The sequence below is a fragment of the Ruegeria sp. YTSA108 genome (assembly GCF_059610185.1).
This window is the reverse complement of record NZ_JBXWND010000004.1, coordinates 223,621-244,929: the sequence shown is the minus strand read 5'-3', so window position 1 is coordinate 244,929 and position 21,309 is coordinate 223,621. Positions and strand designations below refer to the sequence as shown.

The 21,309-nt window shown below is 55.5% G+C and carries 15 protein-coding genes; 14 read left to right on the top strand and 1 reads right to left on the bottom strand.

What is annotated here, in order from left to right:
- Positions 1-9: 9 nt before the first annotated feature.
- From AC2FHW_RS08345 to AC2FHW_RS08295, 11 genes are all read left to right on the top strand, one after another.
- Positions 10-1,035, top strand: coding sequence for a trans-3-hydroxy-L-proline dehydratase (locus AC2FHW_RS08345; RefSeq protein ID WP_496821768.1), 1,026 nt, complete (start codon positions 10-12; stop codon positions 1,033-1,035).
- Positions 1,036-1,255: 220 nt separating this feature from the next.
- A complete protein-coding gene (locus AC2FHW_RS08340) occupies positions 1,256-3,472 on the top strand; it encodes an NADP-dependent isocitrate dehydrogenase (RefSeq protein WP_282021743.1) in 2,217 nt (738 codons plus the stop codon).
- Positions 3,473-3,787: 315 nt separating this feature from the next.
- Complete coding sequence (locus AC2FHW_RS08335) at positions 3,788-4,033, top strand: hypothetical protein (RefSeq protein ID WP_496821766.1); 246 nt, start codon at positions 3,788-3,790, stop codon at positions 4,031-4,033.
- 41 nt (positions 4,034-4,074) lie between these two features.
- Positions 4,075-5,397, top strand: a complete 1,323-nt coding sequence (locus AC2FHW_RS08330) for an alginate O-acetyltransferase AlgX-related protein (RefSeq protein WP_496697080.1) — start codon at positions 4,075-4,077, stop codon at positions 5,395-5,397.
- Between the two features lie 54 nt (positions 5,398-5,451).
- Positions 5,452-7,017 carry a carbamoyltransferase C-terminal domain-containing protein gene (locus AC2FHW_RS08325; protein WP_496677171.1) on the top strand — a complete coding sequence of 522 codons (1,566 nt, stop codon included), beginning with the start codon at positions 5,452-5,454 and terminating at the stop codon, positions 7,015-7,017.
- A gap of 290 nt (positions 7,018-7,307) precedes the next feature.
- Positions 7,308-9,164, top strand: coding sequence for a GumC family protein (locus AC2FHW_RS08320; RefSeq protein WP_271948779.1), 1,857 nt, complete (start codon positions 7,308-7,310; stop codon positions 9,162-9,164).
- A gap of 173 nt (positions 9,165-9,337) precedes the next feature.
- Complete coding sequence (locus AC2FHW_RS08315) at positions 9,338-10,684, top strand: lipopolysaccharide biosynthesis protein (protein ID WP_271948781.1); 1,347 nt, start codon at positions 9,338-9,340, stop codon at positions 10,682-10,684.
- Entirely contained in the window at positions 10,681-11,958 is a 1,278-nt protein-coding gene (locus AC2FHW_RS08310; protein WP_271948783.1) for an O-antigen ligase family protein, read from the top strand. The genes AC2FHW_RS08315 and AC2FHW_RS08310 overlap by 4 nt, the downstream gene beginning before the upstream one ends.
- Positions 11,955-13,166, top strand: coding sequence for a polysaccharide biosynthesis/export family protein (locus AC2FHW_RS08305; protein WP_496728752.1), 1,212 nt, complete (start codon positions 11,955-11,957; stop codon positions 13,164-13,166). Before AC2FHW_RS08310 ends, AC2FHW_RS08305 begins: the two co-directional genes overlap by 4 nt.
- Before the next feature lie 75 nt (positions 13,167-13,241).
- Entirely contained in the window at positions 13,242-14,405 is a 1,164-nt protein-coding gene (locus AC2FHW_RS08300) for a glycosyltransferase family 4 protein (protein WP_496821764.1), read from the top strand.
- Positions 14,406-14,438: 33 nt separating this feature from the next.
- Complete coding sequence (locus AC2FHW_RS08295) at positions 14,439-15,275, top strand: sulfotransferase family protein (protein ID WP_142636200.1); 837 nt, start codon at positions 14,439-14,441, stop codon at positions 15,273-15,275.
- 24 nt (positions 15,276-15,299) lie between these two features.
- Here AC2FHW_RS08295 and AC2FHW_RS08290 read toward each other — a convergent pair whose 3' ends face one another.
- Complete coding sequence (locus AC2FHW_RS08290) at positions 15,300-16,532, bottom strand: glycosyltransferase family 4 protein (protein ID WP_142636202.1); 1,233 nt, start codon at positions 16,530-16,532, stop codon at positions 15,300-15,302.
- 424 nt (positions 16,533-16,956) lie between these two features.
- On the opposite strand from AC2FHW_RS08290, the gene AC2FHW_RS08285 reads away from it, so the two are divergent.
- The 3 genes from AC2FHW_RS08285 to asnB all read left to right on the top strand — a co-directional run bounded on the left by AC2FHW_RS08285 (position 16,957) and on the right by asnB (position 21,298).
- Complete coding sequence (locus tag AC2FHW_RS08285; protein ID WP_271948791.1) at positions 16,957-18,120, top strand: DegT/DnrJ/EryC1/StrS family aminotransferase; 1,164 nt, start codon at positions 16,957-16,959, stop codon at positions 18,118-18,120.
- Between the two features lie 100 nt (positions 18,121-18,220).
- Positions 18,221-19,345 (top strand): glycosyltransferase, encoded by a 1,125-nt coding sequence (locus AC2FHW_RS08280; RefSeq protein WP_496821762.1) that lies wholly within the window; start codon positions 18,221-18,223, stop codon positions 19,343-19,345.
- A gap of 3 nt (positions 19,346-19,348) precedes the next feature.
- The gene (asnB, locus tag AC2FHW_RS08275; RefSeq protein ID WP_271948795.1) at positions 19,349-21,298 is read left to right on the top strand and encodes an asparagine synthase (glutamine-hydrolyzing); all 1,950 of its coding nucleotides are present in this window, start codon (positions 19,349-19,351) and stop codon (positions 21,296-21,298) included.
- Positions 21,299-21,309 lie beyond the last annotated feature (11 nt).

The following is a 21,309-nucleotide window of genomic DNA, read 5'->3' as shown; positions in this document are numbered from 1 at the left end:
GAGGGGGTCGTGCGCAGTAACAAAACTCTCCATGTGATCTCTGCCCATGCCGAGGGCGAGGTTGGCGACGTCATCGTTGGCGGTGTTCTTCCGCCTCCCGGCAACACCTTGTGGGAGCAGCGATCCTTCATTGCCCGCGACCAGTCCCTGCGCAACTTTGTCCTGAACGAACCGCGCGGAGGCGTGTTTCGCCATGTGAACCTGTTGGTGCCGCCCAAACATCCGAAGGCAGATGCAGGCTTCATTATCATGGAGCCCGAAGACACACCGCCCATGTCTGGTTCAAACTCGATCTGCGTGGCCACCGTGCTGCTGGATAGCGGGATCATTCCGATGCAGGAACCGGTTACACATCTGACGCTTGAGGCACCGGGTGGGCTGGTCCCGGTGCGCGCCGAATGCCGGAATGGAAAGGCTGAGCGCATATTTGTGCAGAACCTGCCCAGCTTTGCAGACCGGCTCGCCGTTCCGCTTGAGGTGCCGGGCCTTGGCACCCTGACCGTGGATACGGCCTATGGGGGCGACAGTTTCGTGGTGGTCGATGCGGCGGCGCTTGGGTTTGATATCGTGCAGGACGAGGCGCGTGACATTGCGCGGCTGGGTGTAGCGATCACCAATGCGGCCAACGAACAAATTGGGTTTACGCATCCCGAAAACCCGGACTGGAATCACATTTCATTCTGCGCTTTTTGTGGCCCGACCGAGCGGGTAGCAAATGGCCTGCGCGGAAAATCCGCCGTGGCGATCCAGCCGGGCAAAGTTGATCGGTCCCCTACCGGTACCGCAGTTTCTGCCCGCATGGCCTTGATGGCCGCCAAGGGAGAAATGGCAGTCGGGCAATCTTTCCAGGCGGTTTCGATCATCGGCTCGTCTTTCACCGGACAGGTCGTCGAGGCCACAACGATCGGGGGGCGTGCCGCGATCATTCCCGAGATCAGTGGCCGCGGATGGATTACCGGTACACATCAACACATGCTTGACCCGGACGATCCCTGGCCGGGCGGATATAAGCTCAGCGATACCTGGGGCGTCTGAATTTTGCCCATTGGCAAGCAGTTTTGATGATTTTCCGCAAACCGTGTCAAAATGCGCGGTCTCTGGCGATTGATCCCAAGCCAAACGTCATTTAAGGGAGGCCCTGTCAATACAGAGTCATCCCGGGACGGCAGTCTTGTTACGTCCCTTACGCGCCACGCCGATGTGGCCCCAACTCTTGGATCGCACGCCCCGAAAGGCTTAAAAAAGGTAAAAGAATATGGCAGATAAATCGAACTTCGACATATTGTATACCATTGTAGACGAAGCGCCCGAGCTGGCCAGCGCCTCATTCCTGCCCATCATTCGAAAGTTTGCATCCGCCGCCGGTGTCAGCGTCGGAACCAAGGATATTTCACTTGCTGGGCGGATTATTTCGACCTTCCCCGAAAAGCTGACAGATGCACAGCGCATCACCGATGATCTGGCCGCATTGGGTGAGTTGGTGAAGACACCCGATGCCAATGTGATCAAGCTGCCCAACATCTCGGCCTCGGTACCGCAGCTGGTGGCCGCCGTCGAAGAGCTGCAAGCACAGGGTTATGACATCCCGAGCTATCCCGAAGAACCTGCGACTGACGAAGAAAAAGCGATCCGCGCGCGGTATGATGCCATCAAGGGTTCGGCTGTGAACCCGGTTCTGCGCGAAGGTAACAGCGACCGTCGCGCCGCGCGCGCCGTCAAGAATTATGCCCAGAAGAACCCGCATTCGATGGGTACATGGGCCGCTGACAGCAAGACTAAAGTCTCGTCCATGTCCGGCAATGATTTCTACGCGAACGAGAAATCGGCCACCATCACTGCGGCGCAAGCCGGTGACGCCAAAATCGAATTTGTCGGACAAGACGGCAGTAATACGGTTCTGAAAGACGGCTGGCCGCTGGCCGAGGGCACCGTTGCCGATGCGACCTTCATGTCCGTCAATGCGCTGTCGTCTTTCCTGGCCGAGGCCATCGAAGACACCAAAAAAGACGGCACCATGTTCTCGCTTCACCTGAAGGCCACAATGATGAAGGTCAGCGACCCGATCATCTTCGGCTATGCGGTCAAGGCGTGGCTTGCCCCGGTATTCGAGGCATATGGCGCGGAATTGGATGCGCTGGGTGTGAACCCGAACTCGGGTCTGGGCGATCTGCTGGAGCGGGTTGCAGGCAACGCCGATATCATGGCAGCCATTGACGCGATCAAGGGCGACCGCCCGTCCATGTATATGGTTGACAGCGACAAGGGTATCACCAACCTGCACGTACCGTCTGATGTGATCATCGACGCCTCGATGCCTGCCGTGATCCGTGCTGGTGGCAAGGGTTGGGACGAAACCGGGTCCAAAGGTGACACCAACTGTGTGATCCCCGACCGCTGCTATGCGTCTATTTATGATGAATCCGTCAAATTCTTCAAAGCCAATGGCGCGCTGAACCCAGCCACCGTCGGAGCTGTGGCCAATGTGGGTCTGATGGCACAGAAAGCCGAAGAATACGGCAGCCACCCGACAACATTCCAGGCGCCTGCGAATGGGACCATTCGCATCGTGCTGGCCAATGGTGAGACGTTGCACGAGCATGCGGTTGAAAAGGGCGACATCTGGCGTGCCTGCACTGTGAAGAAGGCTCCGATCGAGAATTGGATTCAACTGGCGATGGACCGTCAGCGTCTGACCGGATCCGAGGCGATCTTCTGGCTGGACGCAAACCGTGCCCATGATGCCGAACTGATCAAATCCGTCCAACCCGCACTGGAAGCTGCTGGCGTGGCGGACAAGTTCCAAATCCTGGCACCGCGTGAGGCGACCCGCCAGTCGTTGGAGACCATCACCGCCGGTAACGACAGCATCGCCATCACCGGCAACGTGCTGCGTGACTATCTGACCGACCTGTTCCCGATCCTTGAGTTGGGCACATCGGCCAAGATGCTGTCGATCGTCAAGCTGATGCAGGGCGGCGGATTGTTCGAAACCGGCGCGGGTGGCTCTGCCCCGAAACACGTGCAGCAGTTGGTTGAGGAAAACCACCTGCGCTGGGACTCGATGGGTGAGTTCTGCGCGCTTGGCGAGTCTTTGAATTTCCTAGCCGACAGCAAAGGCAACGCCAAAGCCGGAGTTCTTGGCGCCGCTGCCGAGGGCGCAACGCAGGGCATTCTGGACAACAACAAGTCGCCCAGCCGCAAAGTCGGGCAGCCGGATAACCGCGACAGCCACTATTGGTTCGCGCGCTATTGGGCCGAGGCGCTGGCCGCGCAATCCGATGATGCTGATCTGGCCGCCGAGTTCGCGCCGATTGCTGCAGAGTTGGCCGCGAAAGAACAGCAAATCCTATCCGAACTGGCCAACGCGCAAGGGGCAGCGGCAGATCTGGGTGGTTACTATCACACCAACCCGACCAAGACTGCAGCAGTCATGCGCCCGAGCGCGACACTCAATGGTATCATTGACGGGTAATCCAGGTGCCCTGTCCTGATTTGGGCAGGGTTCTGAACCTGACGTAAAAACTAAAAAGGGACCGACCCCCAAAGTCAGTCCCTTTTTGAGCGAGTGGGGAGGCCGAGACCTCTCCGGTGTAGTTGCGTTAACTGTAACAAAACCCTGCTGGCTGGATATTAGGGGTTTCCCGTATATTCATCCGTCTGCTGTGCCGCAGACGATACACCTACCAAAATCATTGCTCTGCCGCCGCAGAAAAGGCTTTGGCGCCGTGTTGAATTCGGGAACAATAGGCTTGGAAAAGGCGAATTATGCGCGAAATGTGATTGTGCCATGTGCCCACAAGGTGTTGAAAGAGCGGGTGATTTGCTTTTCAGCACAACGGTGGTAAGAAAATCTGATTTTGTTTGTATTCGAGTGTTGTGTGCCGTGTGTGTTTATCCAGTTGTTTTTGAGCATTTTTCCTATTTCACAGGTCCATGTGATGCGTCTTTTTCCTGCGCCTGTCCGGGCGCCGCAGAAAAGCTTGCCGATGATATGCAAATCGGTTCAACTGAATTCGCCTGGTTTCGCAGTTAATGACGGCAAATGTCGATATCGGTCGAAAGGGACCAGATGGAATGACTGAAAAAACCCGCAGTTCGCGTTTCGGGTCAATCCTATGTCTGGTTGCTGCTCTCTATTTCTTTGGGGTCGTCGCATACGCACTGATGAATTCAGCGGAATTTGCCAATGGAACCGCGCGGCTGATCCGGTACATTCTGGCCCCGGGCGCGATTGGGCTGGTGCTGGCCTTATGCGCGGTCTTTTTATCAGACGAAGGCAGGCTGACAGTTGGCGTGAGCGCTGTTTCCCTGTTGGCGGCTCTGTTCGCATTCGAGGCCTATCTGACAATCAAGATAATCCCCGGGCGTCTGGGGCTGGTCGGGTTTGTCGGCGATGACGTCAGCGTCGAAGAATACAAGGAAAATTTGCCGCCGGGCCGGACAATGAAACATGTGAACGATGCGCTGGATACACAGCTGCTCGAATCCGCGTATCTGGCGCCCATGCCGGGTGACAAGATGCTGCTGTGCTCGGTGCTGGGCGAGCCGGTGACCTATACGCCTGATCGTTTGGGGTTTCGCAATCCACCTTCGGTCTTTGAAAACGATTTGAATGTGATGCTGCTGGGCGACTCGTTTTCCGAAGGGTTCTGCCTGAGAGAGGGTGAGCATCTGGCGGATAAGCTGCGTCAGGATATGCCGAGCTTGCTTAACACCGGTCACAGAGGCATTGGCCCGCTGTATCAACTGGCGGTTTTGGGCCGATACGGGCCAGAGTTCCAGCCTGATCTTACGATCTTTTCTTTCTTTGCGGGCAATGACTGGCGCAATCTGGAACGAGAGCTTGAGAAGCCGTGGCTGCGCGAAGCACTCGACCCGGCTGCAGATTTTGGCCCGATCGAGCATCCGGATCAGTCGGAAATATCCGCTCCAATTATTTCTGGATGGTGGTCTGAGACGACGTTGTCCTGGATCGACTACCTGCGGGCGCAAAGGGTGTTCAGGAACTTTCTGGCATTGCAGAAAACGGCCGAGATTCTTGGGATTCACTATCCCAAAGCGACCGATGAGAACCCGGTATTTGCGGATGTTCTGATCCGGGCAAAGCAGATAACATCACAATGGGATGGTGAGATCGTCATCGTGTATGTGCCGACGGTCAGCCGCTATATGGGTCTGGTCGCCCAGCCCTTTATCCACGACCCGCTGCGAGTATTGGTGAAAGATGCGGCTGCGCAGGCCGGGCTGGACGTGATAGACTTAACGGATGTTATCGAAATGCAAGAGGATCCGGCATCGTATTATGCGCCGGATTCTCATTTCAACGAAGCAGGCGCAGAACTGGCCGCTCGGGCAATTACAGAGGGGCTGCGCCAACGCAATTTGATAGAACAGTAACGAATTGGTGTGTTTTGCCAGGGCCGCGCAACAGGCGCGGTATTGAGGTGTGAAATGAAGATTTTGTCATTCAAGTCGGGTCACGACGGTACGGTTGCGGGTATTGATGCCCAAAACGGTAACCTGCTGTTTTCCTATGAATCCGAGAAAGACAGTTTTCCCCGCAACACGTCAGTCACACCGGATACATTTATCGACTCTGGCCTGTGGTTCCGGGACTTGCCTGATATCCTGGCCCTTAGCGGCTGGTCAACGACCGGAACACAACATGTGACGACCTCGGGGGCAGGGTATTTCGGCATTGGCGAAGATGCTCAGACCGTGGGGAAACGAACGTTTTTTGGCAAGGAGATCGACTTTTTCTCATCGACCCATGAAAGGGCACATATTTGGGGCGCTTATGGGATGTCTCCGTTTCGTCAGGGTGAACCTTGTTATGTGTTGGTTTGGGAAGACACGCTTGGCGATTTCTACAAGATTGATGAAGATCTAAAGCTGTCTCATGTCGGTCGGGTGATGACCGGGCCCGGTGCCCGATATTCGTTCCTGAGCGCACTGGTTGATCCCGATTATCCCGTGCTTTCGCGTGAACAACGGCGTGAAGACCCCGGGAGGATGATGGCGGCATGTGCCTATGCAGAGCCCGGTTCACATGACGCGGATGAACATGCGCTGATAGACTATCTTTTGTCAGATCAGCCATTGGCCGAGATTCTACGCAAGGACCGTCTGACCGATTCCCCGTTTTTCAACGTCGGAATGCACAGCCAGCAGTTCAGTAATCTTGCACAGAAACTCTCGGATGCGATTTTTTCACGGTTCCTTGCCTTTGCCGAACAGAACCTGACAGAGGGCTATCCGCTGGTGATTGCTGGCGGATGTGGATTGAACTGCGATTGGAACACCAAGTGGCAGAATTGCGGCTTGTTCCGAGATGTATTTGTACCGCCTTGCAGCAGTGATTCCGGCTGCGCCATAGGAACTGCGGTTGATGCCATGCGCCACTATACGGGCCAGGCAAAGCTGGATTGGACGGTTTATTCCGGACAGTCCTTTGTGGATGATAAAATCGACAGTAGCGGCATGCGGGTCAGCGAGCTGCGTCTGAACGATGTCGCGGATGCGTTGATGTCCGGTGAGCTCATCGGTTGGGCCAGAGGGAACTGTGAAATCGGTCCGCGCGCATTGGGCAACCGCTCGATTCTGGCGGCCCCGTTCTGGGCCGAAACCCGCGTGCGCCTGAACAGGGCTAAAAACCGGCCGGATACAAGCCCCGTGGCCCCATCCTGCCTTGAGGAAGATGTCAGCCAGCATTTTGAGTGGGAAAACTCCGCACCTTATATGTTGCATCTGCAGAAGGTGACCAATCAGAACCTGGCCGCGATCACGCATGTAGACGGGACAGCAAGGGTCCAAACAGTCCGCCGGGATCAGAATGCTTTCTTTTACGACCTGCTGAACGCATTCAAGTCGGCTTCGGGCACGGGTGTATTGTGCAATACGTCACTGAACTTTCGCGGAGCGGGGTTCATAAACAAAACCAGTGATCTGCATCACTATGCAAGATCGGCAAAGCTGGACGGCTTTGTCGCAGGAAACACGTTTTACAGGTTTAACTAGTAATATTGGCGCGCTTGCGGTGTCGCCGCACTTTTGGAGGTTAAGTACTTTGTCGTATGAATCAGGTCTGCAAAACTTTGAAAGACGCCGCCTCTTAGCTTCTGCAACAGCAAGGATTCCGGCCTATTGTCTCTTGTGTGGAAACATTGAGCAAATAACGACAAGAAAACTCGGAAAAATGGCCAAGCTGTCCAATCATTAGGATAAGAATTCGTTCGAACATGGGCGCAGCATCAAAGATTTGTATTTCAGGCGACGGTGATCTTGGTCGCTACAAGGGACGATAGAGAATGGATCAAAACCATATCGCAAACCAATTTGGCCAGCAGCGTCTGGATGGCATATGGCGGATGATTTACCGTCATCTGAAGTTGATCCTCGGAGTGACCGCAGCTGTGATCGTCGGCACGTTTATGGTCGTCAATCAACTGGACCCAAGATACAAATCCCGCGCCGAAATCGTTCTCACATCTCTGGATATGCGCGTCCGCGCCGACAGTGTCGAACTTGAATCCTACGAGCTGACCCGCACTTTGATTGAAACCGAAATCGACATCCTGCGGTCACGAGAGTTTGCGGCAGAGGTCGCCCTGGCGCTGGACCTGTTCGAGAATGAGGCTTTTGCCGGGGCGCAAAACCCCGCAAATCCGCAATCCACATCCGTTATCCGCAATCGTGTAATCGACAATACACTGTCGACATATAACGTACTTCGGCAAGGAGAGAGCCTTGCGATTGAGATCATCTCAACAGCAGAAGACCCGCAGCTGGCAGCCGATATTGCCAATACAGTTGCAGAAACCTTTATCCTTCGCCTGCAGCAGCGGCGGCAGCAAGGTCTTTCATCTTCCATTTCTTTTCTTAAGGACCGCGTAAATGAACTGGGTGACGAACTGACCCGTGACGAACTTCAGATGGCGGCCTTTATTCTTGAAGAAAATCTGGCGGATGAATCCGTGCCGGGTAGGCTTCGGTCGGAACTTGCGCGGCTGAACTCGCAAAAAGATGTGCATGAGATCAACGGAGCCAGCAGCGAAGAGGTCAACAAAATTGCTGACCAGATTGCCGTTGTTGAACAGGCATTACGCAGCCGGACCGGTTCGGAAATAGCATTGCTGCGGATGGAACGCGCGCTAGAGCTTCTTCGGATCCGGTATCAGACGACGATTGAAAAACTGAATGATTTTGAAACCCAGCAACAGTTTCTTGGCCAGGCGGTTCAGCAGGTTTCGGTTGCTCATGCGCCGACTTCGGCATTCTGGCCGAATACCAAAGTCGCCGTCGCAGTCAGCGCGATTGTCGGGTTCTCTCTGGCTTTTGTGATCGCCCTTTTGATGGAGGGCAGCAACACGCGGATCGTCAACGAAAACCAGATCGAACAGCAAACCGATCTGACCAATCTGGGTTTCCTGCCGGATACGGTGATGGATTCGGACACGGATGGTCAGCAGGAGTTGTTGCGCTTTATCCGTGATCAGGGCCGCTCGCCCTATGTCGAGGCGCTGCGCAGTGTTTTGACGATGTGGTTTAACACAAATGATGACGGCAGCATCGTCATGGTTACCTCTGGTGTTCCTGGAGAAGGCAAGACCGTGGTTGCGGTTTCGCTGGCCCTAGTGGCGGGTACAGATGGAATGCGCGTTCTATTGTTGGATATGGATAACCACCGTTGCCGTGCCTCAAAAACACTGGGTCTTACCGGGGCGGCCCCGGTCGAGATCGAGGACGCGCTGAGCGGTGCCGTACAACCCAGCCAGATTTATGTCGATGGCGAACGGGTACCGGGGGTTTCGTCGATCAGTCTGAACCTGCGTCCGAAAATATCCCGCAAACAGTTGATGCAGCAGCTTGGCGAATACGGGCGCATGTTGCGCAATCAGTACGATCTTGTGTTGGTCGATACGCCGCCGACATTGGTCATTGATGACACGATCCGACTTGGGCCGCTTGTCGATGGTACGTTCCTGGTGGTGCGCTGGGGGCAGACCACCGAAAAAATTCTCAAGGATGCAATCGAAAAGCTGCGGATGAGCAATATCAAGATTTCCGGTACGATCATGAATGGTGTGAACATGCGGAAGCAAAGGCAATATGGGTATGGTGCCTATACATATCATTACTCGGATGAGCCTGGGAAAAGCAGCTGATTACGGTTCGCAGACCCTTGTAGGATTTGTTAGATTGGTGATTGGGTATTGGTTTTTATTTGCGAATATGAGGGCACAGCGCCCGCGACGCTTTTGCGGCGTGGTCCAATGACCGGCAGCCGCCAAGGGGTGGAATTGGCCGGTCGTTTATGCGGCGGGCGGGTGGATCAGACATGACCTCTCAGCCCGGCGCAACCTCAATCCCGACTGCTGTGCTTCGGCGTTTACTGCGCAATCTGAAATGGATCTTCTCCTCTCAGATCGCAGTCGCTTTGCTGGGCCTTGTGTTTCTGCCGGTGGCCGCTCGCGCACTTGGGGCTGCAGGCTTGGGGGTAATGGCAATAGGCGAGGCCTATGCACGGATCGTTTCCCGGTTCCTTCATCTTGAGCCCTGGCAGGCGGTGATTAGATATGGAAGCACTGCGCTGGAGGAAGAAGACCGCGAACGATTTCGCCGACTTGTCGGGCTGTCGGTCCTGATTGATGTGGTTGGGGGCGTATTGGCCGCCGGCGCTGCGATCGCATTCGCACCGATCATCGCCGGATGGCTGGGGCTGGATCAGGATCTTGCATGGGTGCTGCCGGTCGCATCGCTGGGAATTCTGGTTTCGCTGAGGCCAACCGGGCTGGCTTTGTTGCGGTCCTTCGACCGGTTCGATCTGTTGGCCAAACTGGATATTTTCGCAGCGTCTGTGCGGATGGTGCTGGGGGTAATTGCCTGGCAACTTGGGTTTGGGCTGCCTGGCTTTGTCGCGATATTTGTTGCTGTCAGCCTTTTAGACGGCGTTCTGGCCTTTGCCGCGGGGCTGCGAGAAATGTCGCGGAATGGCTATGGCCGCCCGATGCTTGGAATAAAGCAAACTCTGGGTGAAAATTCCGGGTTTCTGCGCTTTGTTTGGAACAGCAATCTCTCTGTCATCTTGCGTCAGACCACGCAGCGCCTGGACGTGATCATATTGGGTGTTCTGATTTCACCGACGATGGTGGGATATTACCATATCGCGAAACGGTGCGGCGAAGCTGCACTGCGTCTTGGACGACCGCTAAGCCAGGCGATCTATCCCGAGTTCACCCGGTTTGCCGCCCGAAATGAATTTGACCGTTTGCAAAAAATGCTAACGGGTCTCAGCGCCGGGTTCTGGGGGGTAATTGCCCTTGTCCTGATTCCAGTGATCTTGATGCTGGAACCGATCGTTACTGCGATTTTTGGCGTGGATTATGCTCCCGCAGTACCGGTCGTGCGCGTGCAGGCAATCGCGGTAGGTATTTATCTTGGTGGGATACTGCTGAACCCTGCACTGCTGAGCCTGGGGCAAGACCGGGCCTTGGTTCGGATCGGTTTGTTGAACACTATTTTGTTTCTGATCCTCATTGCACCGATGGTTTCTGTTTTGGGCGTGGTCGGTGCCGCTGTGGCGCATGTGCTGTGTAATTCCGTCTGGCTAGGGCTGTGTGTGTTACACTTGCGGCGTACATTGCTGAACCCTGCATTACACGGAAAGGAGCAGGTGCGCCCATGAGACCTGCATCGGCCCAATCAGTTTCCTTTGGCAAGCCGACCAATGGGATCGGCTATTTGCCAAGCGTAGACATGGCAGCTCTCTATTTCCTGATGGCGGCTGTAGCCCTGGCGCCGATGAACTATCTCAGAGTGGATTTCGTCTATTTCACCCTCTCGGATTTCTTCTTTGTGCTGGCTGGGTTTGTCATGCTGGCAACTGGCCAGCTGCCGGTTAAGATATTCGGGCCCGCAAGCGGGTTCTGGTACAGTTCGTTCCTGTTTTTCACAGGGGGCCTGACCATAGGTTCGTTGATCAACGGTGACCCGACCGAGCTGCTGACAGTGTTTGTTCAGTACTTCTTTTCGTTGATCGTGCTGCCAGTCCTGATCGGCAATCGAAGCTTTGATCAGATCGTCCTGCTGATGAAGGCATTTATTATTGGTATGGGCATTGTTGTGCTGTTTGGCATCTATGCAATCAACTTCATGGAAGACCCGACACACCGGTTTGTATCCGCCAATGGTCGCATGCTTTCGCTGGTCGAGCGGGCAAATGAATGCGCGCTTATGCTGGCGATGGCCATCGTTTTCCTGCTTAGCCTGATCCTGCAGAAGCAAAGCAGCCGCATCTGGGGGCTGATCGGGCTGCCAATCCTGTTTTACGGCGTCATCCTGACCGGTTCGAATTCTGGTCTGATCGTGACCATAGTGGGGACTGTCGCCATTATCCTCAGCAGCGGGTCCCCGCGTCATGTTGTGACCCTGATCGTCGGCACGTTGATTGCGGTTTTGGTGGTCCTGAACTTTGGTGAGCTTTTCTTGCCCGAGGTCTTTCGCGAACGAGTTCTGAATGCCGTTCTTGCAGGTGACATTAGCCAGGCGGGCACGTTCTCTGACCGGTTATTCCTGCTGCAAGAGGCTTTCGAGGTATCCCGTGGCACTTTGTTGATCGGGCTGGGTGCAAACCAGTACAGCCTGGCCAGCGAACAGGGAATCGTGGTTCATTCGGCCTATTTGCTGACTCTGTCCGAAGGTGGCTTGATTTCTCTGCTCGGTATGGTCGGCTTTATTTTGGCCAGCATATACTTGGCCTGGATGGCCATTTCTGTCGGCCGCTCGCCATCGGTCGGGGCACTGACCATCGTTGCCATGCTGATGTATGTCGTGCTGCTTGCCGGAGCGACGACCTTTTATGCCCGGTTCTGGAACGTACCCTTTGTCCTTGCCATTGCGCTTAGCGTGTCGCGCCTGCCGGTGTTAGGACCAACGAATACACTTAGGAGAATGTCGTGAAATTATTGCAAAAACTGATGCTTTCTGTGATCGCGGCTTCGGCTTGTTTTATCGGTGCGCTTCAGGCCGAGGAATATGTTCTGGCACCGCAGGACAAGATCAATTTGCGTGCGATGCGTTGGGATCCGGTGGTTGCGTCTTTTGTGAACTGGCAAGGCGTTTCCGGTGAATATGCGCTTTCTTCGGGAGGGATGCTGATGGTGCCTCTGGCCGGCCAGGTTCATGCTGAAGGGCGAACGACCGAAGATCTGGTACTGCTGCTGGAAACTCAGATGCGCACTCGCGTGGGGATGGCAGAACCGCCTCATCTGGCGATCGAAGTCATCGGCCATCTGCCTGTATACATATTGGGGGATGTCCAGATTCCAGGCTCGTACCCTTATCGGCCACAACTGACCGCGCAGCAGGCGATGGCGCTTGCGGGCGGGGAATACCGGTTGCCTTTGCAAAATGACGTAGGAACGAACTTTACCGGATTGCGGGTTCAGGGTGAAGTTCAGTTGTACAATGAACAGATCGAAGCTCTGCAAGCCGAACAACGCCGACTGCTGGCTGATCTGTCAACACTGTCTCCGGACGGCGGTGATGCCAAAATTGAACCCCCACAAGGTCTGCAGGGGGAGATTCTGCAAGCGGATCAACAGGCCCGGGAAGGGCAGGGTGAACGCATCATCCAATTACAGGAAACCCTCAAAGATCAGATCGATAGCCTCGAACGGCAGCTGGAATTGCGGGCAAATCAGATCGCGATCACGCGCAAAGATCTGGATGATGCTCTGGCACTACAGAAAAAGGGCCTTACGGTCAGTTCCCGCGTGTCATCTCTGTCCAACTCGCTGAACGACCTGGAAAGCAAAAGCGTGGATATCGAGATCGCTCTGGGCTTGGCCCGGCAACAGCTGAACCGCGCGCAACGCGATGAGCTGGAGTTGCTTGATACCGCGCGCTCGAATGCGCTGGTGCGGCTGAATCTGGTGCAGATCGAACTCGAGGATTTGCAGACCCGGCTGGGCACCGCGAAAATCCTGCAGGCCGAGCTGGCAGCGCTTGGCGTTGTTGAAGAGGTTGATGCGGTCGAAGAGATCGTGATCGAATACTCGGTCACCCGCGCGGCCGGAGGAGCCGCAACAGCGATTTCGGGTGAGACTGTCTTGTCTCCCGGGGATACGCTTTCGGTTTCTCGAACCTTCGTCACGCAAACACAATAGATTTCAGTTCAATGATTTATGGTTCAGCGCGCGGTTTTGATGTCCGGCGCTGAGCCAAAAAGGCGGCAGGCCAGAATGAAAAAGATACGCGTTTTATTTCCCTTTGCAGGTTGGGCAGATCTGGGCGGCAGTCATGTTTCCGCGCTCAAACTTGCGTCCTGTCTGGACCGGGATCAGTTTGAACCATTGGTCCTTTGCCACAACGAAGCCGGGTCGGTTGGGCAGTATGCTCAATCGCTGGGTCTGAATGTCGATGTTTTGCAGGGCCCCAGGCTTATGGGCCCTCCAAACAACAAAACGGATGCAGATGTTGGCTTTCCGGAATACTGGACCCGGACCTACGGCCAGCTCGTCCGGTTTTTGCGGGACAAAAAGCCAGATATCGTCCACACAAATGAGGGCCGATTGCATGTGAATTGGGTGTTTCCGGCCAGACGGTTGGGGATCAAGCATATCTGGCACCACAGGCAGGATCCGCGCGCGGTAGGCGTTAACTATGTCGCGCCGGTGTTTTCGAACCGCATCCTAAGCGTGTCGTATTTTTCGAAACCCTCGCGTCCGATACGCTCGGTTGACAAAAAGTTTCAGGTCATCCGCAGCCCCTTCGACCTGAGCATTCAGCGCCCGGATCCAGACGCGGCGCGTCGGATGATCCTGAACGAAATCGGTGCGCCGGAAAATGCAGTTCTTCTAGGATATTTTGGCCATCTGGAACCGCGAAAACGGCCGGTTCATTTTGTCCAAAGCCTTGTGGCCATTCAGAAACAGTTTGGGGACAGGCCGGTACATGGCCTGCTGTTTGGCAAAGTACTCAATCCCGATGACGGGTTGGACTCAGGCTCCATGGACGTGGCCCGAGAACAGGGGATGGGCGCGCAGATTCATATGATGGGTTTTCGGCAGGATGTTGAAAAGTGCATGGTCGCCATGGATGCCACCCTTGTGCCGGCCTTGAACGAGCCATTTGGACGCACCTTGATCGAGGCCATGCACCTTGGGCTGCCCGTTGTGGCCACACGGCACGGCGGCAATGTCGAGGCAATCGATCATGGCAAAACCGGTTTTCTGGTAGATCCGCAGGACCCCGAGGCCTTTGTTGAGCCGGTCGTCTCTCTGATTGAGGGCCCGAGCCTGAGACAGCAGGTAACACAGGCTGCATACCAATATGTGCAGGATAATTTTGGGTTGGATAAACACGTGGCCGAAGTGTCCGACGTGTACCGAGAATTGGTTTCGTAATCCGGATGCGAAATGTAAGGTTTTGGGGGTAAAATGGGTTTGCCGAACGAACGAAAAATAGATTTCCTGATTTTCGGTGCTGCGAAATGTGCGACCACTTGGTTGCAGAATTCATTGACGGCTACACCGCAAATTTTCATGCCGGATCCCGAGCTGCACTATTTCTCGGATCATTATGACCGGGGGGCGGTCTGGTATCGCGATCAATACGAGGGATATTCAGACCAGAGTATCGTAGGCGAAAAATGCAATACCTATCTGACACATCCAGAGGCGGCCAAAAGGATTGCCCGTGACTATCCTGATGTCAGGTTGATCCTGCAGATGCGCGATCCGGTTCGAAGGGCCTATTCCGACTACTGTATGCTGTATCGCCGGGGCACTGTTGGGGACGACATTCATCGGTATCTGGACCCTGACAAGGCTGGTGATGAAAGGTTCCTGCACAATGGTAGATATGCCTATCACCTGCGCCGTTTCTACGATCTGTTTCCGACCGATCAGATTCTGTTGCTGGCCTACGAAAACACGATCTCACAACCGGTTGAAACCTTACGCCGTGTTGCCGATCACATCGGTTATTCCGGCGTCGTGGAGCCGCCACTAGAAGAGCGGGTCAAAAACAAAAATACGCCAATCGTGCCCTTGCCTCTGAGGCGGGTTCTGGCGCCGCTTCGACCGTTGCTTGACCCGATCCGGCATACGGGGCCGTTAAAGGCCATTCGCAGAGCGGTGGCGCGGCAGGTGGAATACCCTGAATTGCCCGATGCTTTGGCGCATAAAATGGCCGATTTCTACAGGCCAGACGTTGCCGAGCTTGATGCGATTGATCCGGGTCTCAGCCGCGGGTGGCGCAGTTTCTCGGATTAGACGTCAGCTTAGAATGGGTGTGGATCAGTCGGTGGCAGTCGAGGGCAGCGTGGTATCGCTGTCGATCAGCCCCATTTTCCGTAGCAGGATCGTGTTGATCCGCGCGACGTCAAACTCTTGCTCGGCACGCGCCCGCGCGGCCTGACCCATGGATTCGATTAGGCTCCGGTCTTCAACGAATTTTCTCATCGCATCCGCCAGCCCCTCTGGATTGCGTTTGGGGACGATAAACCCGTTTTCCCCGTCGCTGATCGCATCGGCGCATCCCGGGGCATCGGTCGTAATGACGGCGCGCCCTGTCGACATCGCCTCAAGAATGGCGCGGGGGATGCCCTCACGATAGACGGTGGGCAATACGAAGACCGAACATTCCTTGAGAAATGGCCGAACATCCTTGGTTTCGCCTAGATACTCGATATGCCCCTGCTGGCCCCATTCTTCGAGCTGCTGTGCGTTTACCGAGTCCGGGTTGTCGTCCAGCGGGCCCAAAAGCTGACAGCGAACTTCAGGGAATTGTTCCCTAAGCTGCCGGGCGGCCTCGGCATATTCGAACACGCCCTTGTCACGCAGCAAACGTGCGATCATCAGGAACACGGGTGGATCCGTAGGCTGATGGGATTTTGCGTATCTGGCGAGATTGACACCGGAACCGGGCACAATCGACAGCGCGGCCTGAGGTGCCAGCAAACGTCTGCTGCGAAACTCCTCGGCGTCGACCGAGTTGTAAACCAGAACTTCGTCGGCACCTTTCAATCCGATGCGGTAAAGGCCTGTCGCCACCGCTCTCAACACTTTTCGGCGCAGGGTCAGTTCGGCATCCGCAAATACATAACCTAAACCGGTACACATCGCGAACCGCCGGCGAACGCCGGTCACCCGCGCCGCAAGGCCGCTGAAGATGATCGGCTTCATCGTATAGGCAAAGACGATATCGGGCCGTATTTCCCGGCAGATCCCGATCAGCGTGAACAGGGTGGACATATCCTGAAATGGATTTAACCCCGCGCGCGCCATGGGGATTTGCCGAAATGTCACGCCGATCTCGGCAAGGGCTGCTTCGGTCGCCGCATCGTTTTCTGGTGCGCAAGCAAGTACGTCTGCGCGTTCAGCAAGCTCTTTCAGCAGGTCATAACGAAAATTGGTCAAAGAGGTCGTAAGATTGCCGACAAACAGAACTTTTGGACGTCCGCCAGTTGTCGAACCTCGTTCGGCAGGTACGGCTTGGGCACCGGAAGCGGTGTCGGGAAAATCACTCATCAAAGAAACATTTCAAACTTTAAAAACCAAGGTTGAGGCGATGCTGATCCATGTCGCCGAAGCTGTCAACGGTGCTGTCACCAAAGCCGATTGTTGCCTATTTTTCACCTCTGACTGTCTGCGGCCTGATTGTTGAAAAATCACGCTGTTAAGTGACCTGGAACCTTGCATAAGCAATCGATTCAGGTCAGGTTTCGCCTGCCGCGGCACAAAAAGATATTTCCGAACCTGCGGAGTTTGTTTCCAATTCAGGCGCTGAGCGCCAAAAATTTGTTAATTGTTGAGCTTGCCTGACCTCCTCGGATGGTTTGGCGCGAGGTAAAGAAATGATCCGGAAATCCTGCTGTCTAAATTTGAGCAATTATAGGCTTGGCCCATCTTCCATCGGCTATCCTCTGGCCGCTTATCTGAAGGGAAACAGCTGATGCCCAAATGGCCATTCTTCGAAGAAGATGAAATTGATGCTGTCAGCGCAGTGCTAAGATCCGGTTGCGTGAATGCCTGGACCGGCCCCGATGTCAAAGAGTTCGAACGTGAATACAGCGCCTATACCGGCGCGCAGCATGCGATCGCCATGGCAAATGGCACGGTCACTCTGGACGCCGCGCTGCTGGCGTTGAACATCCGACCCGGAGACGAGGTTATCGTCACACCGCGTAGCTTTATCGCGTCTGCCAGTTCGATCCTTCTGGCCGGTGGCAAGCCGGTATTTGCAGATGTGGATCGTGACAGCCAGAACATCACCGCAGAAACGATTGCACCGGTTCTGACCGACAGAACCGTGGGGATTATCGCGGTCCATCTGGCCGGGTGGCCATCGGATATGGCGGGTCTCATGGATCTGGCGCGCAGCCGCGACCTCTGGGTGATCGAGGACTGTGCGCAGGCGCATGGTGCCATGATCGGTGACCAGCACGTGGGAACCTTTGGCACCTGCGGCTCGTATTCTTTCTGTCAGGATAAAATCATCACAACCGGCGGCGAAGGCGGAATGCTGATCACCAATGATGATGAGCTGTGGTCCAAGGTCTGGAGCTATAAGGATCACGGTAAAAACTATGAACAGGTGTTTAACAAAAGCCACCCTCCGGGGTTTCGCTGGCTACATAGTGGCCAGCCGGGCACCAATCTGCGGATGACCGGGCTTTCCGCCGCCATCGGGCGCATTCAGCTGGCGAAATTGGACGGGTGGCGCGCCCATAGAACCAGAAATGCCGAGATTTTGGCGGGAGCTCTATCCGGATGCGCTGCGTTTCGGGTATCTGTTCCACCTGCCGGGCTGACACACGCCTATTACCGGTTTTATGCGTTCATAAGACCTGAGAATCTGGCCTCGGGTTGGAGCAGGGATCGCATCATAGCTGAGATTTCTGCGGCGGGTTTCCCCGTGTTCTCGGGCAGTTGTTCTGAAATATATAGAGAAGAGATGTTCGCACGCCTTGGTGTTGGCCCGGTTGATCCCTTACCGGTGGCGAAAGAGCTTGGTGAAACCAGCCTTGCTTTTCTGGTTGATCCGACCTGGTCGCATCAAGATATCGTCGGTCTGGCCGAATTTGTACGCGAAATCGGAGATCGGGCGCGTGCATAGGCAGTTCACACCGCCGCATCCAGGGCGCGTGTCTGAAGGTTCCGACCCGGCATGTGCCGCCGGATCAGGTTAGTGAGTTTCGGGTGTTGAACGGATGATCATGCATGTCATCACCGATTTTTCCGGTCAGGGCGGGGCCCAGGCGATGCTGGCTCGGCTGGTTGCCAAATCCGGGGATCGGGTATTGGTGGTGTCACTGACGGAGGTTTCGGACAGGATCAAAAGCCAATGTGCAAATCCAAACGCCGTTCTGATCGGATTGAATGCCAGATCACTGTCGTCCATGCCCCGCGCGATATTGCAGATATCGCGTCTTATCCGTCAGTATAAACCGCAGGCGGTTCTGTGCTGGATGTACCATGCGATGGTCATCGGGCTGATTGCCAGCTGGATATCAGGTCGAAAGGTGCCAATTTACTGGACGGTGAGGCAGGCTTTGGACGATACCAGCTCATTCACGCGCAGCACACGGATTGCGGTGGACCTGTGTCGGCGTTTGTCGGGCAGGTGCGCGGGGATCATTTATAATTCGCAACGCGCATTGGATCAGCACACGAAGAACGGGTTTGCTGCTGCGCGGTCTTGCGTCATTCCGAACGGTCTGATCATGCCTCAAGCCTCTGTGGTGCGGAGCGACCCGCCCAGGGTTTTCGGGATTGCGGCGCGGTTTCATCCACAGAAGGATCACGAAACCCTTTTCCAGGCTCTGTCCCTGGCGCTGCGGTCAGTCCCCGATCTGCGCATCATCGCGGCCGGAGAGAATATGTCGCCTGAAAACTCCGAAGTACAATCATTGCTGGCGCGCTATAACCTGACTGCCGACAATGTAGAGCTGTACGGCGACCTGCATGATATGGCTGCATTCTACAAACGGATTGATGCGCTGGTGCTTTCATCCCGAACCGAAGGGTTTCCGAATGTCATTGTCGAAGCGATGAGCTATGGCCACCCCGTTGTGTCGACGGATGTGGGTGATGCAGTGGTGATCATTCGCAACTGCGGATTGATCGTACCGCCCCGCAACGCGGAATTGCTGGCAGACGCTTTGGTCCATGCCGCAAATTGGTCGGCCCCAGAGTATCTGGAAAAAAGAGAAAAAGCCCGGGCGATTGTGGCCAGTACCTACCAGCTTGACCGCATTGCCGCGCAGTATCGGAACATTTTGGAGAGCGGCAGTCTTGATCCCGATAAGATTGCCTCTCAGCCAGAACAGAAGGGGATCTGAGCGATGTGTGGCATTACCGGATTTATCAACTTTGGCACCGTTGATCGGTCTCAGGCCTCATCCGTCCTTGGCAGGATGTGTCAATCGATTGAACACCGTGGCCCGGATGGAACCGGGTTGTTTGTGGACCCGGATCAGGGTGTGGCCCTGGGGCATCTGCGTCTGGCCATTATTGATCTGTCGGAAACCGGGGTCCAGCCGATGGATTCCGCAGACGGTCGGTTCACCATTGTGTTCAATGGTGAGATCTATGGCTATCTGGAACTGCGTCAGGAATTGCAGGATCTGGGCATAAGCTTCAGGGGCACGTCCGATACCGAAGTTTTGCTGGCGGCGATGCAGCTTTGGGGTATCCGCAAGACACTGGACCGCGTCCACGGGATGTTTGCCATTGCCGTGTTTGACCGGAAAACCCAGAGCGTGACATTGGCGCGCGACCGGATTGGCAAAAAACCTCTCTATCTGGGCCTGGCCGGGAAAACCGTTCTGTTTGGGTCCGAATTGAAGTCACTGCGCGCGCATCCGGAATTTGGACCGGCAGAGGTGGACCGCGCAGCCTTGGGATCGTTTCTTCGGTTGGGATATATTCCTGCGCCGCGCACGATTTACCCAAATGTCCTGAAACTACCTGCGGGCTCTATGGTCGAGATCAAACTTGACACCCCACCGGCCTCGTTGGATGCGCTTCTGCAAGGGATCGAGCGGTTTTGGGATATCGAGGCCGTAGTCACCGAGGCGCGCGCAAACCCCTATCCTGACGATGAAACGGCCATAGCTGAAATCGAATCCGAACTGCTGCGCGCGGTGGGCGAACGGATGGTTGCGGATGTGCCGGTTGGGACATTTCTGTCCGGAGGCGTCGACTCGTCGCTGATAACTGCAATGATGCAAGAGCAATCCAGCAGGAAGGTTCCCAGCTTTACCGTACGCTTTGAGGACGAAGACACCAACGAAGCCGACCATGCAAAAGCCATCGCCGAGCATCTTGGGACGGATTACCACGAGGTGACGGCGACGCCGGAAATGGCGTTTCAAGCCATCGAAGGCTTGCCGCAGGTGTTTGACGAACCTTTCGCCGACCCGTCGCAACTACCAACCCTGCTGGTTTCGCAACTGGCGCGCCAGCAGCTTAAGGTCGTCATGTCCGGCGACGGCGGTGACGAGTCGTTTGGTGGCTATGCCCGATATGTTCGGATGCAGGCCTTTGAGCGCCTGAAGGGCAAGATGCCCGACCTGGCAATTCAAGCCCTGTCGCAGGCGCCGCAATCGGTTCTTGCCGCTCTGGTGCCAGTCCTAAGGCCATTCGCCCCGCGCAGCATGCGCGATGATCTGAGCGCCGACCGTCTGGCCAAGCTTGCGCCGGTTCTGCAGGGACGAGAGTTCCAGTGCCGCTATCAGGCCCAGTTTTCGATCTGGTCCTCCGGTATGCTTGGAAAGTCCGGCATCCCGCTGGGCAATGAGATCGGAACGCATGATTTGCCCGCAGGGTTGAGCCAGTTGGACAGCATGATGTTGTTGGATTCGCTATATTATTTGCCGGATGATATTCTGGTGAAGGCCGACCGCACTTCGATGTCGGTGGGCCTTGAGATGCGCGCGCCGTTGTTGGACTACCGCGTTGTCACCGCCGCCTGGCGCTCTTCGTCATCGCTTCGGTGCGACGGGAAGGTTGGCAAGGTGGCGTTGCAGGAGCTTTTGAAAAAGCGGGTTCCGCAATCGCTGTACGACCGGCCAAAGCGCGGGTTCGGTATCCCACTCAACGCTTGGCTGCGCGGGCCCCTAAAGTCCCGTGTTTCCAGCATTCTTCTGGATGGGAACGGGCTTGAGGGTTTCGTGGACAAGGCAGCGCTGGAAAAATGCTGGGCCGAGCACCAATCAGGCAAACGCAACTGGGGTGCTCAGCTGTGGACGGTCTTTATGTTCCAACTATGGTCCGAAGCGTGGATGCGCTGATCGCAGCTTGG

Excerpts from the sequence above, each read along its gene's own strand:
- AC2FHW_RS08285 (WP_271948791.1), top strand. The coding sequence starts at position 16,957 with ATGCCCAAATGGCCATTCTTCGAAGAAGATGAAATTGATGCTGTCAGC.
- AC2FHW_RS08310 (WP_271948783.1), top strand. The coding sequence starts at position 10,681 with ATGAGACCTGCATCGGCCCAATCAGTTTCCTTTGGCAAGCCGACCAAT.
- AC2FHW_RS08325 (WP_496677171.1), top strand. The coding sequence starts at position 5,452 with ATGAAGATTTTGTCATTCAAGTCGGGTCACGACGGTACGGTTGCGGGT.
- AC2FHW_RS08295 (WP_142636200.1), top strand. The coding sequence starts at position 14,439 with ATGGGTTTGCCGAACGAACGAAAAATAGATTTCCTGATTTTCGGTGCT.
- AC2FHW_RS08300 (WP_496821764.1), top strand. The coding sequence starts at position 13,242 with ATGAAAAAGATACGCGTTTTATTTCCCTTTGCAGGTTGGGCAGATCTG.
- AC2FHW_RS08335 (WP_496821766.1), top strand. The coding sequence starts at position 3,788 with ATGTGCCCACAAGGTGTTGAAAGAGCGGGTGATTTGCTTTTCAGCACA.
- AC2FHW_RS08315 (WP_271948781.1), top strand. The coding sequence starts at position 9,338 with ATGACCTCTCAGCCCGGCGCAACCTCAATCCCGACTGCTGTGCTTCGG.
- AC2FHW_RS08330 (WP_496697080.1), top strand. The coding sequence starts at position 4,075 with ATGACTGAAAAAACCCGCAGTTCGCGTTTCGGGTCAATCCTATGTCTG.
- AC2FHW_RS08290 (WP_142636202.1), bottom strand. The coding sequence starts at position 16,532 with ATGAGTGATTTTCCCGACACCGCTTCCGGTGCCCAAGCCGTACCTGCC.
- AC2FHW_RS08280 (WP_496821762.1), top strand. The coding sequence starts at position 18,221 with ATGCATGTCATCACCGATTTTTCCGGTCAGGGCGGGGCCCAGGCGATG.
- AC2FHW_RS08320 (WP_271948779.1), top strand. The coding sequence starts at position 7,308 with ATGGATCAAAACCATATCGCAAACCAATTTGGCCAGCAGCGTCTGGAT.
- AC2FHW_RS08340 (WP_282021743.1), top strand. The coding sequence starts at position 1,256 with ATGGCAGATAAATCGAACTTCGACATATTGTATACCATTGTAGACGAA.
- asnB (WP_271948795.1), top strand. The coding sequence starts at position 19,349 with ATGTGTGGCATTACCGGATTTATCAACTTTGGCACCGTTGATCGGTCT.